Source organism: Sphingobium sp. GW821-FHT02B05 (assembly GCF_059421905.1).
Window position 1 is genome coordinate 183,626 of the sequence record NZ_JBWKVW010000003.1, and the last position, 15,866, is coordinate 199,491.

The following is a 15,866-nucleotide window of genomic DNA, read 5'->3' on the forward strand; positions in this document are numbered from 1 at the left end:
CAAAGCCATGCGCCGCACAACCCCTAGCGCCCTCGCGTCCTTGCCCCTCCTGCTGCTTGTGGCATCGCCGGCCATGGCCCGCGATTCATTGGGCATTTTCGAAAGTTGGGGCGCATTTCGCGATCCCGCGACGCCGCGCTGCTATGCCATAGCCCAGCCGGTCGCGCGCCGTGGCCAGCCCTCGAAAGGCTTTGCTTCGGTCGGCAACTGGCCCCGGCAGAAGGTGCGCGGACAGCTGCACATTCGCCTGAGCCGCCCGCTGGCCGCAAAATCACCCGCGATCCTGACCGTGGGCGAACGCCGCTTCACGCTGGCCGCAGGGCAAATAGACGCCTGGGCCGCCGATGCGCGCGGCGACGCGCAGATCATCGCCGCCATGCGCGCCGCCAGCAGCATGAGCGTGGCGTCCGTCGGCGCCGACGGACGCGGCTTTGCCGACAGCTACGCCCTGCGCGGCGCGGCGACGGCGATCGATGCTGCGGCATTGGGATGTGCGAAGCTGCGCTGATTCAACGCATCTTTAAAAATCCGCGCAAATCGACTATGTGCGCGGCCATGCAATCAGCCGCCAGCCCGCTCATGCCGATTCCCGGCCCCATCGACCCTGTGCCCGTGCCGCGCGCGGTGACCCCGCGGGAGGATGGACGCATCGACCTGATGGGTCTGTCGCGCCCGCAGATCAAGGGCGCGCTGGAGGAGGTCGGCCTGGACGTGAAGGCTGCCAAGCTGCGTTCCAAGCAGCTGTTCCACTGGCTCTATCATCGCGGCGAAACCGATTTCGAGGCGATGACCGACCTTGCCAAGCCCATGCGCGGCTGGCTGGCCGAACGCTTCGTCGTCGGCCGCCCGCAGGTGGTGGAGGCGCAGGTATCGACCGATGGCACCCGCAAATGGCTGCTCCGCTCGGACGACGGCCAGGATTATGAAATGGTCTTCATCCCCGATGCGGATCGCGGCACGCTCTGCGTCTCCAGCCAGGTCGGCTGCACTCTGAATTGCAGCTTCTGCCATACCGGCACGATGCGGCTGGTGCGCAACCTGACGCCCGGCGAGATCGTGGGGCAGGTCATGCTGGCGCGCGACGCGCTGGGCGAATGGCCCAAGGGCAATATGGGTGCGGCCAACGACGCGGACGAGGATGAGGACGCCTCGCAATATTCGCCCGACGGGCGGATGCTGACCAACATCGTCATGATGGGCATGGGCGAGCCGCTCTATAATTTCGAACATGTGCGCGATGCGCTCAGGGTCGTGATGGATGGCGATGGCCTCGCCCTCTCGCGCCGCCGCATCACCCTCTCCACCTCCGGCGTCATCCCGATGATGGCCCGCGCGAGCGAGGAAATCGGCGTCAACCTGGCCGTGTCGCTCCATGCCGTGACCAAGGAAGTGCGCGACGAACTGGTCCCGCTCAACCGCAAATATGGCATCGAGGAATTGCTTCAGGCCTGCGCCGACTATCCCAAGGCCAGCAATGCGCGCCGCATCACCTTTGAATATGTGATGATCCGCGACAAGAATGACAGCGACGAGGATGCGCGCGAGCTGGTCCGCCTGATCCGCAAGTACAAGCTGCCGGCAAAGGTCAACCTGATCCCGTTCAACCCCTGGCCCGGCACCGACTATGAATGTTCGACGCCCGAGCGCGTCCGCGCGTTCAGCAGCATCGTGTTCGAAGGCGGCATCAGCGCGCCGGTGCGCACGCCGCGCGGCCGCGACATCATGGCCGCCTGCGGTCAGCTGAAATCCGCCAGCGAAAAGAAGAGCAAGGCGGAAATGAAGCGCCTGGCCGAAGAGAAGCAAGCCGCGCTCGGATAATCCGGGGACGATTAAAGCGTTGTCTAAGCAGATGGAATCATATGCTGGCTCGGACAACGCGGTAACAAGAATCGGGAGCATCCGGGCCGATGTAATCGGATCGGATGCTCCAGCATGCGCAGCACGACAAGCCCCGCCCGCAACGGCGGGGCTTTTCTTTTGGGGGAAGACCGATGACCGATGACGAGATTCAGGCGCTGGCGGACGGCTTTTGCGCCTGCACCCTGCCCAAGGCAGACTGGACGCATCAGGCGCATTTCGCCACCGCGCTCTGGCTGATCCTGAAACGCCCGGACATCCAGCCCGAACGCGACATGCCGGGCCTCATCCGTCGCTATAATGAAAGCGTGGGCGGCGTGAACAGCGACAGCAGCGGCTATCATGAAACGATCACCCAGGCGTCGCTGCATATGGCCCGCCGGTTGCTTGCCCACCTGCCCGCCGACGTCGCGCCGGCCGATGCGCTGGCCGCCCTCATGGCATCGCCCCTGGGCGACAAGGACTGGCCCTTCACCTATTGGACGCGCGACCGGCTGATGGCCGCGCCGGCCCGGCGGGGCTGGGTCGATCCCGATCTCAGGTCGCTGCCTGCCTGAATTTGGCCCGCATAAGAAAAGGGCGGCCCCTCGCAGGACCGCCCTTCCTTGCTATCTGATCGTTTTGAGAGGGATCAGAAACGGAAGCCGACGCCAACCAGGCCGACGTCGCGACCGCCGATATTGGCTTCATATTCGCTGCGCTGATATTCAGCCGAGATGTAGGTGGTCGGGGTCACCGAATATTCCAGGCCGCCGCCATAGCGCACGCCTTCGAACGACGCGCCGCCATTGCCCAGGTCGATGCGGGTGTTGGCATAGCCGACCTTGCCGAACGCCAGAACCTGCGGGGTCAGGGTGTAGCCGAGGCGCACCGAAGCGGCCAGGTCGCGGCTGACTTCCGCACCGGCGCCGGCGCTGGTGGTGGTGTCGCTGAACGACACTTCGGGGCCGAAGGTGACGCCGGGGGTCACGGCGACGTCGTAGCCGGCGGTGACGCCGTAGGTGAAGCCGTCACGGCCATCGAACTTGTCGTAGCCCGCCGTAATGCCCGCGCGCGGCCCGGTGAAGGGCGCAGCGTCCTGAGCGAAGGCAGGGGCCGAAACAGCGGTGGCAGCAGCAATAGCTGCGAAAATCACAGTCTTCATAAAGTCCTCGATATTTATCTAGTCGCCGTGATTTAGACATTCATCCGGCGTTCAGGTTCGATGCAAAGATATTATGAAATTATTCTCATAATAACTCCTGCGACTCTTCTCTCCATTATCGGGAGATCAAGAGCGCGATCTGCATCACGACCGCGCAGCAGCCATCTAGGATCGCAAGTTTGAGTTGCAAAGGGGGCGGATCTTTATTTCAATCAATTTCAAGGCTTGTGTTGCAAAACTGTTACATCGAGCCTTTCGCCTCTCATGCGCCCCCATGGACATCATGGCCGATGGACCCCGGCGCAAAATCGGATAGGATCGCCACCATGGGCAACACGGGCGACAGCATGATCGGGATGGTCCCGCGCCATCGCCTCTCCACCCGTTTGTGGCACGGGTTGAACGCGCTGCTGCTCTACATTCTCTTCACCAGCGGTCTGGGCATCTTCAACGCGCATCCCCGTCTCTATTGGGGGCAATATGGCGCCAATTTCGATCGTGCCTGGCTGGAACTGGACCGCTTCCCCGGCTGGATCACCCTGCCGGGTCATTATAGCCTGGCCCTGTCGCGCCACTGGCATCTTGCCGCGGCGCCGATCTTCGCCGTCGCCTTGCTCGCCTACATGCTCTGGAGCCTTGCCAACCGTCACATCGGCCGCGACCTGGCCTTGCGCCGTGACGAATTGGCCCCGCGCCACCTGTGGCGGGACGTTCGCGATCATGTTCGGCTGCGCTTCCCGACCGGGGCGGCGGCGCTGCGCTACGGCCTGTTGCAGAAGGCCAGCTATATCGGCGTGATCTTCGGCCTGCTGCCGCTGGCCATCCTGACCGGCCTGGCCATGTCCCCCGGCATGAATGCGGCCTGGCCCTGGCTGGTCGACCTGTTCGGCGGGCGGCAATCGGCCCGGTCGATCCATTTCATCGCCGCCTTCGCGCTCGTCGGCTTCTTCCTTGTCCATATCCTCATGGTGCTGCTCAGCGGCCCGCTGAACCAGATCCGCGCGATGATCACCGGCCGCTTTCGCCTGCCGCAGGATCGGCCATGATCCTGACCCGCCGCACCATGCTGCTGGGCGCGACCGCGATGCTGTCAGGCTGCGACCGGCTGGCCCGCGACGAACATTTTCGCGAGGCCCTTTTTTCTGCCGAGAATTTCCACAAATGGGCGCAGCGCGGCCTGATGGCGCCCGATGCGCTGGCGCGGGAATTCCGGCCCGATCAGATTTCGCCCATCTTTCGCGCCAACGGCACCGCCAACCCCAATACGCCCGCCTATAAGGCGCTGTGGCGCGGCGGCTTTGCCGACTGGCGGCTACAGGTTACGGGGCTTGTCGCGCGCGACCTGTCTCTCTCGCTGTCCCAATTGCGCAGCCTGCCGCATCGCGAACAGATCACCCGCCATGATTGCGTGGAAGGATGGAGCGCGATCGGCAAATGGCGCGGCGTACCGCTCAAGACGATCCTCGACGGCGCGGGGCTGAAAAGCCGGGCACGCTACATCGTCTTTCGCTGTGCCGACGATATGGGCGGCGGCCGCCCCTATTATGAAAGCATCGACCTGGCCGACGCCTTTCATCCCCAAACCATCCTTGCCTTTGCGCTGAACGACCGGCCGCTCTCGGTGGCCAATGGCGCGCCGCTGCGGCTGCGCGTCGAAAGACAATTGGGTTACAAACAAGCCAAATATCTCATGGGGATAGAGGCGGTGGACAGTCTGGCGACAATCGGCAAGGGTAAGGGCGGCTTTTGGGAAGACCATGCCGATTACGACTGGTATGCCGGCATTTGACGCGGGCGTAACGACATGACAAGGTGGCTTAATGAAACTGTTTGAACTGGTCCTCAAGCGGCTCGTCACGCGCGGCCGCGTGACCGTCTATTACGCCAATGGCAAGACGATCACGGTCGGTCAGGCCGATCCCGAATTTCCCGACATGGCCCTGCGGTTCAAGGATGGCAGGGTACCGTTCGACATCGTGAAGGACCCGCGTCTGGGCATGGCCGAAGCGTGGATCGACGGCCGCGTCGGCCTGGAGGGCGGCGGCATCATGGAATTCATCTCCATGATTCGCGCCAACAATCCCTGGGAACAGGGCAAGTCGATCGAATCGAAAAGCCTGCTCAAGCGCGGCATCGGCGAAGTGCGCCAGAAATTGTGGCGCGCCAATCACCGCGCTCGGTCGAAGGCCAATGTCGCCCATCATTACGACCTGTCCGGCGCGCTCTACGCCCTCTTCCTCGACCGCGACCGCCAATATAGCTGCGCTTATTATCCCGATGTGGACAATGAGGCCGGCATCAGCCTGGAGCAGGCGCAGGAGGACAAGAAGGCGCATATCGCCGCCAAGCTGCACCTGAAGCCGGGCATGAAGGTGCTGGACATCGGCTGCGGCTGGGGCGGGATGGCGCTTTATCTGCACCGCACCTGCGGCGTGGACGTGACCGGCATCACCTTGTCGGAGGAACAGTTGAAGGTCGCGCGGCAGCGCGCGATCGACGCCGGGGTCGCCGACCATGTCCGCTTCGAACTGATCGATTATCGCGACATGACCGGGCCTTTCGACCGGATCGTGTCGGTCGGCATGTTCGAACATGTCGGCACGCCCGATTATCGTACCTTCTTCGACAAGTGCCGCCAGCTGCTGACGCCCGACGGCGTGATGCTGGTCCACACGATCGGGCGCATGGGCGGCCCCGGCACGACCGACGCCTTCACCACCAAATATATCTTCCCCGGCGGTTACATCCCGGCCCTGTCGGAAATGGTCGCCGGCAGTGAAGGCACACGGTTGATGGTCACCGATGTGGAGGTGCTGCGCGTCCATTACGGCCTCACCATCCGCGAATGGTACAAGCGCACCATGGCGCACAAGGCCGATATCGTGGCGCTTTATGACGAGCGCTTCTTCCGCCTCTGGACCTTCTATCTGGCGGGCGCGGCGACCGTGTTCGAACATGGCAGCATGGTCAATTTCCAGGTCCAGTACGCCCGCGATCGCCGCGCGCTGCCCATCACCCGCGACTATATGCAGGAAGCCGAAGCCGCGTTGCGCGGCCGCTGAAAACAGTTGGGCGTAACAGAATATCATTCCGTCGTTCCAGGCTGAACCGTCGCTGACAGAGCCATTCCCGGACGGTTCAGTCGGGCGAGTCCATTCTTCTCCGCATGATCCCACCCCCTCATGGGCGGGAACTATGAGGAGATGAGAGATGAAATTCCTTTGGAAGGGCGTGGCGGTGCTGGGCCTTGCCATGGCCGGGGTCGGCGCCACCGCCGTGCCGGCGCAGGCGCAATATTATGGTGGGAATGGCTGGCGCGGCGACCGCGGTGGCCATTGGGATCGTGGCGACCGCCGCCGCTGGGACGATCGCCGCCATTGGCGCGGCCATCGCGGCGACTGGAGAGGCCATCGTGGCTACCGCACCCGCTGCTGGAGCGAATGGCGCTACGACCGGTATCGCGACCGCCGGGTGCGCGTGCGCATCTGTCGCTGACATCTATATTTCGACTGTAGCCCGCCCCGATTGAACCTTGGGGCGGGTTGCGGCATTTCTGACGGCATGACCGATCCCATGCCCGTTATCCAAAGCCTGTTATCGGGCCTCCCCATCCTGCTGCTGCATCTGGGCAGCGCCACGCTCGTCTGGCTGGCCGCGCTCGCCCTCTATCTGTGGATTACCCCGCATGACGAATTCGCGCTGATCCGTGGCGGCAACGAAGCCGCCGCCATCTCGCTCGGCGGCGCGGCGATCGGCCTTGCGGTCCCCCTGGGCTTCTGCCTCGCCGGGTCGGTCAATGTCTGGGATATCGTGATCTGGGGCAGCGTCACCCTGGTCCTGCAACTCGTCGCGTTCCGCCTGGTCGATTTCCTGCTCGGCACGCTGTCCGCCCGGATCGAGGCGAATGAGCGGTCGGCCGCGATCTTCCTCGCCATGATGAAGGCGGCGATCGCCTGCCTTACCGCTGCGGCGGTGGCGGGCTGATCCGATGGCCGGTGGCAAGGGCTGTGGCTGCCTGCCCTTCGCATTGGGCGCCTTGTTGCTGGTCGCCTGGTTCGGGCAGGATGTGCGCGTGCCGCCGCTGGAGGTGGAGCAATATGATCCGCGCTCCCCGCGTCGGCCCATGCCCGGATGGGGCGACGAGCAATTCGTGATCGAGGACAGTCCCGACGGCCCGGCCGATTCCATGGGCACTGCCTTTGCCGTCGATCGAGACGGTGCCTGGTTGACGGCGCAGCATGTCACCCACGACTGCACGCGCGTCGGGCTGGAGGATGGCCGCTTCGCCCGTCCGGTATCGCGCGTGCTGGAAAGCAACGAGGCGGATGCGGCGCTGGTGCGCGACGGCCTGCCCAGCAGCAGCGCGCTGCCGCTATCGACCCGCGCGCCGCAACCGGGCACGCCGGGCTATCATATGGGCTTCCCAGCGGGCAAACCCACGCTGGTCCTGTCCGAACTGATCGGGGAGGCGAGCGCCCGGCGCGGCCGCACCGACCTGACCCAGCCAGTGCTGGCCTGGGCGGAGCGTGGCCGCATCCCCGCTGGCGACGGCACCTTGTCCGGCATCAGCGGTGGCCCGGTCTTTGCCGAGAATGGCCATGTCGTGGGCGTCAACAGCGCGTCGACCGACCGGCGCGGCCGCATCCTGACCACGGCGCCCGACGCGGTCGCCCGGCTGACGCGGGCCAGCGGCGCGGTGGACGATCGGCCGGTCGCCTATCCCTTCGCCGGCAGCGCCGACGCGGAAAGCCGCTTTGCCGCATGGCTGGACGAAGGCGTCATCCGGCGCATCTATTGCGATGTGGACGAAGGGCGCGGCGGTTGACGCCGATAGGCCCCTGCCGCTAGGCGGGGCGCAAATTTTCAGGGAATATGACCATGAGCGACACGCCCCCCAACCATCTGTCCACCAATCCCAAAAGCCCCCATTTCGACATGGAGGTGCTTCAGCGCGGCATCGGCATCCGCTTCAAGGGCCGTGAGCGCAAGGATGTGGAAGAATATAATATGTCCGAAGGCTGGATTCGCGTCGCCGCCGGCAAGAGCCGCGACCGGTATGGCAATCCGCTGACGATCAAGCTGACCGGCGAAGTCGAAGCCTGGTTCGAAAACCCGGCCGAGGGCAGCGAAGACAAGCCCGCCGACGCGGAGTGACGGGATGAAGGGCGCCGGCGACGGCGCCCTTTTTCATCTGCCTGCGCGATTCGTTGGCTCGCCCGCCGTCGCTTCGCTACGCTGGCAAGGGCGAAGCGGGTCAATTCATCGCCGTTTCGCGCCGCACATCGGCGATGATCGCGCTCAGCGTCCGCTGCGACGGATCGGCGTCGGCATATTCCACGACAAATGGATCCGCCTCCAGATGCGGCGCGCGCGCACGCGACGCCTTTGTCGGCTTGATCGCCTTGACGGGCATGGGCGCCGCTGCCGCCATCCGCGCGGGCCTGGTCAGCACGGCTCTGCTCGCCGCCGGTGCCGCGCGCGGCTGGCGCATCAGCGCTGGCAATGCCCGCTCGTCCCACATATCCGGATCGACCCTGGCGAAGCGTACGCTGCTGCCCAACGCGGCGTCGGGGGTGAAGTCATGCAGTTTCGCCTTGGCCGGATAGATGAAGCCATAGGTCGGGTTGGTCCGCGCGCCCATCTGGCCCGTGGGGCTGTGCCACACGCGCACCTGGCTCCAGTCGCCGTCGGCCGACACGTCGATCGCCAGCACATCTTCCTCGATGGCGCCGGGCACGGACCAGTTGGCATGGCGGATCAGCACGCGGCGATCATCCAGGACCTTGCTCACCACCGCGACATGGCCCAGCGTCATCGGGCCATTGGGCCGAAACGCCAGCACCGCGCCCTTTTTCGGCTTGTCGCCACGCTTATATTGCCCGTCCGCCTGGTCCCACCAGGTCAGCGCATCGCCCCTGATCGCCACGCCCGACACGATCCGGGCATAGGGTACACATTGCAGCACCGCAGACCCCCATGAGGGCGCGGTCGCCAGTCCGGACAGCAGCAGGGCTGCGGTCCAGCGCATCGCTCGAAACATCTATGCGATCCCGAAACTTTAGAATCGCCCCACCGGGATCGACCCTAGAACCGGCTTCCTTTGAAAAAGGTTAATCCGACATCAGGGATAGCGGTCGGATCGCACCGGACCCGTAAAATAAAAGGGGAGAGTTAGAAAGCCGAGCGGACGGCCGCGCCGCCGGTCGTGTCGGCCGAAGCGATCTGCACCGGCTGGTCGATGCCCTTGGGCGCGCTGGCGTAGATGAAGCCGCGGGCGGCGTTGGAACGCAGGCCCAGGTTGCCGATCGGGCCATACCATACCCGCACGTCCGACCAGTCGTTATTGGCCGACACGTCGACGGCGCGGACATTGCGCTCGATCCCGCCGCGATAGGACCAGTTGGCGTGGGTCAGCAGCACTTCGCGATCGTTGACGACCTTGCTGACCATGGCGACATGGCCGACCGGCATGGAACGGCTGGCGGCAAAGGCCAGGACGGCGCCGACGCGGGGTTCGTGGCCACGGTCGTAGCGACCTTCGGCCTGGCCCCACCAGGTATTGGCATTGCCGTGAATGTCGATGCCGGAAACCTGCCGGGCAAAGGGTGCGCATTGCAACGTGCCGGCGGTGGCAGGAACAGCGAGGAGAGTCGAAAGCGCAAGAACAGATGCCGCGAAAACCGCGCGAAAACCAGCGAACATGCGATTGCGACCCCGACTTGTTTTGTAGGCTTGAACCCCGATGTCGGTCTTAGGCCAGACGCCCGGCGAACCGACAAGTGCCGGGCGACGAGTCGTTTCGTCGTTGCGTTATGTTGCGGAACGAAAAACATGGCCGGCCGTTACAGTCAGCCGGGTCGCTTGGGATAACTCGCTGAAAAGGCTGGGTTCGGTGCCGGTCATCCACACCTGGCCCCCGCTTTCCTGCAATCGTTGGAACAGTGCGGCGCGGCGCAGCGGGTCGAGATGCGCCGCCACTTCGTCGAGCAGCAGGACGGGCGGCTGGCCCCGGTCGGCGGCGACCAGCGCCGCATGGGCCAGCAGGATCGACAGCAGCAACGCCTTCTGCTCGCCGGTGGAACAGAGCGCGGCGGCCTGCCCCTTGGCAATATGGGTGACCGACAGGTCATGGCGATGCGGCCCGCTCAACGTGCGCCCGGCCGCCGCATCGCGCCGCCTTTCGCGGGCCAGGCGGCCTGCCAACGGTTCGTCGCTCGCGTCCTCCCCCTCTATCGCGATCATCGGCCGGGCAAAGGGTTCATCGGGCTGGTCGGCCAGCGCATCGTTCAATCGCGCCACCAGATCGGCCCGCGCCTCTGCCAGCGCCGTGCCATGCTCGCCCATCTGCGCCTCCAATGCGCTCAGCCAGGCGGGATCGGCCCGGCGCATATCCGCCAGCAACCGGTTGCGCGCCCGCATCGCCGCGTCATAGCGGGCGCTGTGCGCGGCATGGCCGGGGTGCAGCGCCAGCGTCAACCGGTCCAGAAACCGCCGTCGCCCGCCCGGACTGTCCAGGAACAGCCGGTCCATCGCCGGCGTGAGCCACACGATCGACAGATGATCGGCCAGCGCATTGGCGGACGACGCCACGCCGCCGATCCGCACCTGCCGCCGATCCGGACTGGCCGCGGTCACGCCGGTGCCCAGCATCGCCCCATCGACTTCCGCCGCGATGCCGAAACCGCCCGCGCCGTCCTGCCGCGCCATGGCCGACAGCGGCGCACCGCGCAGCCCACGTCCGGGCGCCAGCATCGACACCGCTTCCAGGATATTGGTCTTGCCCGCGCCATTGTCGCCGGTCAGCAGGATGAAGGCATGATCGGGCAGGATCAGCGCATCCGCATGATTGCGGAAATCGCTCAAGGTCAAACGGCAGATCATCGCGCGGCTGTAGCCGGGCCGGGCGGGGGAGGGAAGAGCAGGGTTGGGAGGATGCACAGTGACGAATGTTGCCGTTGGTGCGGTGGCGCTGGCGTGATGGCTGTATAGGGTGGGAAATGGAATGGCCGCCATCAGGCCGGACACCTGAAACATATCGTCATGCCAGCGCAGGCTGGCATCTCAAGCATGGATAGGCTGCGTGGACGGATAACGCCAGAAGGCCATCCTCCCTCTACTTCCGACTGCGACCCCAGCCTGCGCTGGGGTGCCGGCTATGGGGCAAGCTGCAATTGTCAGCTGCCGTTCGCTTGCAATCGCATCTCGTTCGTCATGCCGGGCCCTTTCGACAAGGCTTGACCCGGTACCCCGCATTCTCCGTAAGCGTCAAAGGAAGCGAGGCCCCCGATCAAGTCCGGGGTGACGGAAATTGACCGCTCCGTACCGGTCCGCTTTTCAGGTCAAGACCGGACCGGCCGGTATCAGGGTGATGAAATTGCGGATCGATCTGCCGATCGGCGATCAAGGGTGGTTAGCGGACTGGCAGGTTTGGAGCGAAATTGCCTGATAGCCGACGTCGCTATCTTGGTAGATTGTCAGCGGCCTCTTTCACGATTTCCGCTTCCATGTCTTCAGTATTCGTATTTGTGTAGGCTTCCATTCTCCAGCGGCCGTCGAGATAATGTTGGCCGACAGGCGCTTCAAGAAACGTCACAATCTCTTGCAACTCGATTTCGGTAAATTCCCAATTGAGATGTTCTTCATACGCTTGCTGGTAGACCACTCGTCGCTTCTCATACGCTGCTTTAAGTGCCTTGAGCCGAACCTCAAATCCGCCGGAGAGGCTCTCAGTCAGAATTTCTCCCGAAGGAGCGTCCCACAGTGGGCCGCCGGGCATGGCGTAACGCTCAAGGAAACTGCCAGTGTCGAGTTGATCTTGAAGGCCTATGGCGCGCATAAATCGCCTGATCAGTTGGAGTTTCGAGGCACTGGGCGCTTCTTCGATTTGCGCTGGCGGGGCTGTTTGTGACCGCATACGTTCGGCTCCAAATGCATCTGTTTGCACGGTGATTACTGCCATTAGAGCAAGCAGGAATGTCTTCATGAGAGCACCGTGCCAGAGCCGGTTATCGACTGCAAATGGTCGGTTCAGCTCGGTCAGCTTTTCCTCCACAAACCGGATGGACGGCTATTATTTGTTAAGCACGACCGACTTGCGCAAGCGGTTGATGATCCAGCGAATGGCTAGCCCTGAAAGATAGGAAGCAATTGAAATTGGCGCGAGACGAACTGAAACGTGCAAAAGGACCGGAAAGGGGTTCACTATCCATCCGGGTGCCTGTTCAGAAATCTCTTGTCCTGCAAGCATACAAATTACAGCAAATGTCATCGCCAACATCCATGGGCATATTTGCGTCCAGACCCTATAATAGAGGTAGCCAGCAGCCATCGGAAAAACGATAAAAAACAACACAAATCCGAGCCATGTTATGGGCTGAGCAATTTCAAGTTGGCTCGTCATTTCAATGGATTCTCCACCTGAAATTATTGAATCTCGCTATCTCATCACAGCAGCAGAATGTCCGCTGTCAGGCAACGCGCCGCATGCATAGGGTGACCGGCTTTGGTCGCTTCCAGACCGGCCGCATCCTGTCATTTCGCTCTTTCGAAAGCCTTTCCTAATAGGATTTTCCCTGATCTATCCTGCGGGATGACTGCCTCCCGCATCCATCCGCACCGTCGCCCCGGCGCCCGACGCGCGCAAGGCGCGACGGCGGCGCGTGGGTGGTGCGTCCGTGTCGTCATGGCAGGGGAGGACGTGACGCTTCGGGGACGCCTTCGTGACGCTTCGCGAGAGCCTTGCGAGCGCTTCGGGAGCGCTTCCGGCGCAAAATCCCCGTTACGCTGTGAACTTCGGGCGGTGCCTCCGTTCACTCCGCAACCGCTCCCGGCTCAACAGCGTTTGCGCGTCACCGCCGTCCCGTCGTTCACCACCGTCAGCGCCTTGCCGTCCTTCGACAGGCTGAGCGCCAGCGTGCGGGTCCAGCTCTGGCCCTCGCCGGTGAAGGCGGCTTCCACGGCCGCGCGCCCCTCTGCATCCTGGGTCACGCGCGTCACCGTGCCGACGCTTTCGTGGAACAGCAGCTGGTCGGGCATGACCGTCAGTTCCAGCGCCGCCGCCCTGTCGCCGCAGCGTTCGGCGGCGCCGGCCCAGCGGCCCTGCATCGCGGCCGGGATCAACCCGTCGGGCGCAGCGGCGGGCGGCGCCTGCACATCCGATGCCTGCACATCCGGCGCCGCCTCGACCGGGGTGATGCCGTTGGCCGGAGCCTCCTGCGCATTGGGCAGCGCTTGGTCCAATATATTGGTGACGACGCCGGGCTGGTGGCTCTGCTTGTCCGGCGTGCGGTTGCAGGCGGTGACGAGCAGCAGCGGCAGCATGGCCAGAGCGAAGGTCGAATTGCGCATGCCTGTCCAACCGGCCAGCGCTCTGCCAGTTCCCGTTTCAGCGTCCCGCCTCTTCCCTTGCGCCGCCACCATGCTAGGCTCCGTATCGTGCAAGAGGGGAGTCGATGCCATGCCGGTGCTGGGAATGGGAGGCCTGTTCTTTCGAGCGCGCGATCCCGAAGCGTTGGCGGCCTGGTATCGCACGCATCTGAACGTCGGCGGCGGCTGCGTGGTCGATCCCGCCGACCAGCCCAATGAATGGATATGGCAGCCGACGGGCGGGCCGATGGTCTTCGCCCCGTTCAAGGCGGACAGCGACTATTTCGCCGCCGACAAGGCCTTCATGCTGAATTTCCGGGTGTCCGATCTCGATTCGCTGCTGGCCCACTTGCGCGGCGCGGGCGTTGCGATCATCACCAGGCCCGAATGGGACGATCCCGCCCTTGGCCGTTTTGCCCGCATCCACGATCCGGAGGGCAATGCGATCGAATTATGGGAACAGCCCGACCATCGCCCCGAACCGCCGCAAGGAACCCCGTCATGAAGCGCCTGTCCCTTATCCTCGCCGCTGCCGCCACGCTGGTGTCCAGCAATGCCATGGCCGCCCTCGCCATCGGCACCAAGGCGCCCGATTTCACCACGCGCGGCGCGCAGGCGGGCAAGACCTTCACCCTGACCCTGTCGCATCAATTGAAGCGCGGCCCTGTGGTCCTGTATTTCTTTCCCAAGGCGTTCACGCCGGGCTGCTCGGCCGAAGCGCGTGAATTTGCGGAGAATATCGACAAGTTCAAGGCCGCCGGCGCCACCGTCATCGGCATGTCGGCCGACCCGGTCGATGACCTCGTCGCCTTCTCGACCAAGGAATGTGCGGGCAAGTTCGCCGTCGCCTCGGCCGGGCCGGCGATCGTGACGGGCTATGACGTCGCGCTCAAGATGCGGCCGGGCATGACCGACCGCACCTCCTATGTCATCGCCCCCTCCGGCCGCATCGCCTTCGTCCATAGCGAAATGAACTATGCGCAGCATGTGAAGAGCACGCTGGCCGCCGTGGAGGCGATGAAGGGGAAATAAGCTACCGCTTCACATAGGTTCCGAACCAGCCAAGCGTTGCATCCCATGCGGCCTTGGCGGCGGCTGCGTTGTAGCTGGGGCGATAATCGGCCATGAAGCCATGTTCCGCCCCGGCATGGACGGTGATCGCGTCGGGCGGCGACTTGCCCGCCTTGGTCAGTGCCGCCCGCATCGCCTCCACATCCTTGACCGGGATGCCCTTGTCCAGTTCGCCATATTGGCCCAGCACCGGCGCCTTGAGCTTTGCCACTTCCTCGATCGCGCTCAATGGCTGCAATGCCGTCTTGTCGCTCACCAGCCGGCCATAATAGGCCACCCCGGCATTCAGTTGCGGGCTGTGCGCGGCATAGAGCCACACGATCCGCCCACCCCAGCAAAAGCCGGCAATGCCGCGCTTCTTGCCATTGCCGCCATGGCTGCCGGCCCATCCATAGACGGTGTCGATATCGGCCAAGACCTCGGCATCGGGTGCCTTCGACACGATGGTGCCGACCAGTTGCTTGACGTCCGCGATCTTGGTCGCATCGCCATGGCGGGCGAACAGGTCCGGCGCGATGGCATAATAGCCCGCCTTGGCGAAACGGCGGCATATGTCGCGGATCCATTCATGCACGCCGAAAATCTCATGCACCACGACGATCACCGGCGCCGCTTTCCCACCTGCAGGCCGCGCTACGAAGGCGGGGAGGGCAAAGCCGTCATTGGCCGGGATGGTGACGCTCTCCTCCATCAGCCCGTCACTCGGCGTCTGCACGGCGCTGCTGGCGACGGGGCGGCAAGCGGCGGCAAAGCCGGCTGCGAAAGCGCCGCCAGCCAGCACATGGCGGCGTTGCAGGCCCGTGCTGCGTACCCAATTGCTGTCTTCGGACAGGCGTTCGTTATCGTCGCTGGCCTTATCGTTGCTGGTCATCGGCATGCTCCTCTTGCCCGGCTGGTCTGCGGCCAGCTTAGGCAAGCGCGCGGCAAACGCACGTCAAAAAGGGGGGAAGAAGCAGATGAGCGACTTCCCCCTTTTTGCCATCGTCCAAATTCGGATCAGGCGGCGATCGCCACCGGTTCTGGTTCCGCCACGACCAGACCCCGGCCAAGGTCACGGATCAGGCCGATGAAGCGGGTCGCTTCCCGCACGATCATCGCCTTGTTGAAACAGGCCGCGGCACCGCGATCCATCGCTTCGGCGACGATCGGCGCGCCTTCGCGCATCAGGCTGGACAGCATCAGCACCGGACACGGCTCCATGTCCATGATCTCGTCCAGTATGGCCAGGCCGTCCTTGCCCGGCATGGCGATGTCCAGTGTCACGACATCGGGCTTTTCCAGCCGGATCATGTCGATCGCCTCCTCGCCATTGCGGGCGATGCCGACCACCTCGATGCGGCGGTCGCGTTCCAGCAACGTCTCGATCATCGCGCGGATGGTCAGCGAATCATCGACCACCACTATTCTGACAGCTTTCATCATCTCGGGT

General features: G+C 64.1%; 21 protein-coding genes. 12 read left to right on the forward strand and 9 right to left on the reverse strand.

Annotated features, from left to right (window positions below):
• Positions 1–7 precede the first annotated feature (7 nt).
• The 3 genes from AC07UX_RS13100 to AC07UX_RS13110 all read left to right on the forward strand — a co-directional run bounded on the left by AC07UX_RS13100 (position 8) and on the right by AC07UX_RS13110 (position 2,414).
• Positions 8–508, forward strand: a complete 501-nt coding sequence (locus tag AC07UX_RS13100; RefSeq protein WP_495192446.1) for a hypothetical protein — start codon at positions 8–10, stop codon at positions 506–508.
• A 47-nt stretch (positions 509–555) separates the two neighbouring features.
• Positions 556–1,818, forward strand: coding sequence for a dual-specificity RNA methyltransferase RlmN (rlmN, locus tag AC07UX_RS13105; protein ID WP_495192447.1), 1,263 nt, complete (start codon positions 556–558; stop codon positions 1,816–1,818).
• Positions 1,819–1,991: 173 nt separating this feature from the next.
• Positions 1,992–2,414: a hypothetical protein gene (locus AC07UX_RS13110; RefSeq protein ID WP_495192448.1), complete on the forward strand. Its 423-nt coding sequence runs from the start codon at positions 1,992–1,994 to the stop codon at positions 2,412–2,414.
• A 74-nt stretch (positions 2,415–2,488) separates the two neighbouring features.
• On the opposite strand, the gene AC07UX_RS13115 is transcribed toward AC07UX_RS13110, so the two are convergent.
• Positions 2,489–3,001, reverse strand: coding sequence for an outer membrane beta-barrel protein (locus AC07UX_RS13115; protein WP_495192449.1), 513 nt, complete (start codon positions 2,999–3,001; stop codon positions 2,489–2,491).
• Between the two features lie 326 nt (positions 3,002–3,327).
• On the opposite strand from AC07UX_RS13115, the gene AC07UX_RS13120 reads away from it, so the two are divergent.
• From AC07UX_RS13120 to AC07UX_RS13150, 7 genes are all read left to right on the forward strand, one after another.
• Complete coding sequence (locus AC07UX_RS13120; RefSeq protein ID WP_495192450.1) at positions 3,328–4,047, forward strand: cytochrome b/b6 domain-containing protein; 720 nt, start codon at positions 3,328–3,330, stop codon at positions 4,045–4,047.
• Entirely contained in the window at positions 4,044–4,790 is a 747-nt protein-coding gene (locus AC07UX_RS13125; RefSeq protein WP_495192451.1) for a molybdopterin-dependent oxidoreductase, read from the forward strand. The genes AC07UX_RS13120 and AC07UX_RS13125 overlap by 4 nt, the downstream gene beginning before the upstream one ends.
• Positions 4,791–4,821: 31 nt before the next feature.
• Complete coding sequence (locus AC07UX_RS13130; protein ID WP_495192452.1) at positions 4,822–6,063, forward strand: class I SAM-dependent methyltransferase; 1,242 nt, start codon at positions 4,822–4,824, stop codon at positions 6,061–6,063.
• Between the two features lie 148 nt (positions 6,064–6,211).
• A complete protein-coding gene (locus AC07UX_RS13135) occupies positions 6,212–6,496 on the forward strand; it encodes a hypothetical protein (RefSeq protein ID WP_495192453.1) in 285 nt (94 codons plus the stop codon).
• A 66-nt stretch (positions 6,497–6,562) separates the two neighbouring features.
• Positions 6,563–6,985, forward strand: coding sequence for a DUF350 domain-containing protein (locus tag AC07UX_RS13140; protein WP_120251581.1), 423 nt, complete (start codon positions 6,563–6,565; stop codon positions 6,983–6,985).
• A 4-nt stretch (positions 6,986–6,989) separates the two neighbouring features.
• Entirely contained in the window at positions 6,990–7,826 is an 837-nt protein-coding gene (locus tag AC07UX_RS13145) for a S1 family peptidase (RefSeq protein ID WP_495192454.1), read from the forward strand.
• A 53-nt stretch (positions 7,827–7,879) separates the two neighbouring features.
• Positions 7,880–8,155, forward strand: a complete 276-nt coding sequence (locus AC07UX_RS13150) for a DUF3297 family protein (protein ID WP_056691958.1) — start codon at positions 7,880–7,882, stop codon at positions 8,153–8,155.
• 100 nt (positions 8,156–8,255) lie between these two features.
• Here the strand turns inward: AC07UX_RS13150 and AC07UX_RS13155 are convergent, their stop codons facing one another.
• The 6 genes from AC07UX_RS13155 to AC07UX_RS13180 all read right to left on the reverse strand — a co-directional run bounded on the left by AC07UX_RS13155 (position 8,256) and on the right by AC07UX_RS13180 (position 13,348).
• Positions 8,256–9,041 (reverse strand): CHAP domain-containing protein, encoded by a 786-nt coding sequence (locus AC07UX_RS13155; RefSeq protein WP_495192455.1) that lies wholly within the window; start codon positions 9,039–9,041, stop codon positions 8,256–8,258.
• A 131-nt stretch (positions 9,042–9,172) separates the two neighbouring features.
• Entirely contained in the window at positions 9,173–9,703 is a 531-nt protein-coding gene (locus AC07UX_RS13160) for a CHAP domain-containing protein (protein WP_495192456.1), read from the reverse strand.
• 108 nt (positions 9,704–9,811) lie between these two features.
• A complete protein-coding gene (gene recF / locus AC07UX_RS13165) occupies positions 9,812–10,882 on the reverse strand; it encodes a DNA replication/repair protein RecF (RefSeq protein ID WP_495192638.1) in 1,071 nt (356 codons plus the stop codon).
• A gap of 577 nt (positions 10,883–11,459) precedes the next feature.
• On the reverse strand, positions 11,460–12,053 hold the full coding sequence (locus AC07UX_RS13170) for a DUF2059 domain-containing protein (RefSeq protein ID WP_495192457.1): 594 nt from the start codon (positions 12,051–12,053) through the stop codon (positions 11,460–11,462).
• A gap of 18 nt (positions 12,054–12,071) precedes the next feature.
• A complete protein-coding gene (locus AC07UX_RS13175) occupies positions 12,072–12,401 on the reverse strand; it encodes a hypothetical protein (RefSeq protein WP_495192458.1) in 330 nt (109 codons plus the stop codon).
• Between the two features lie 431 nt (positions 12,402–12,832).
• Complete coding sequence (locus tag AC07UX_RS13180) at positions 12,833–13,348, reverse strand: hypothetical protein (RefSeq protein ID WP_495192459.1); 516 nt, start codon at positions 13,346–13,348, stop codon at positions 12,833–12,835.
• A gap of 109 nt (positions 13,349–13,457) precedes the next feature.
• Between AC07UX_RS13180 and AC07UX_RS13185 the strand changes: the two genes are divergently transcribed.
• Entirely contained in the window at positions 13,458–13,871 is a 414-nt protein-coding gene (locus tag AC07UX_RS13185) for a VOC family protein (RefSeq protein ID WP_495192460.1), read from the forward strand.
• Positions 13,868–14,398, forward strand: a complete 531-nt coding sequence (locus AC07UX_RS13190; protein ID WP_495192461.1) for a peroxiredoxin — start codon at positions 13,868–13,870, stop codon at positions 14,396–14,398. Before AC07UX_RS13185 ends, AC07UX_RS13190 begins: the two co-directional genes overlap by 4 nt.
• A 1-nt stretch (position 14,399) precedes the next feature.
• On the opposite strand, the gene AC07UX_RS13195 is transcribed toward AC07UX_RS13190, so the two are convergent.
• Both AC07UX_RS13195 and AC07UX_RS13200 read right to left on the reverse strand, forming a co-directional pair.
• On the reverse strand, positions 14,400–15,308 hold the full coding sequence (locus AC07UX_RS13195) for a dienelactone hydrolase family protein (RefSeq protein ID WP_495192462.1): 909 nt from the start codon (positions 15,306–15,308) through the stop codon (positions 14,400–14,402).
• 125 nt (positions 15,309–15,433) lie between these two features.
• The gene (locus AC07UX_RS13200) at positions 15,434–15,859 is read right to left on the reverse strand and encodes a response regulator (protein ID WP_495192463.1); all 426 of its coding nucleotides are present in this window, start codon (positions 15,857–15,859) and stop codon (positions 15,434–15,436) included.
• Between the last annotated feature and the right edge of the window lie 7 nt (positions 15,860–15,866).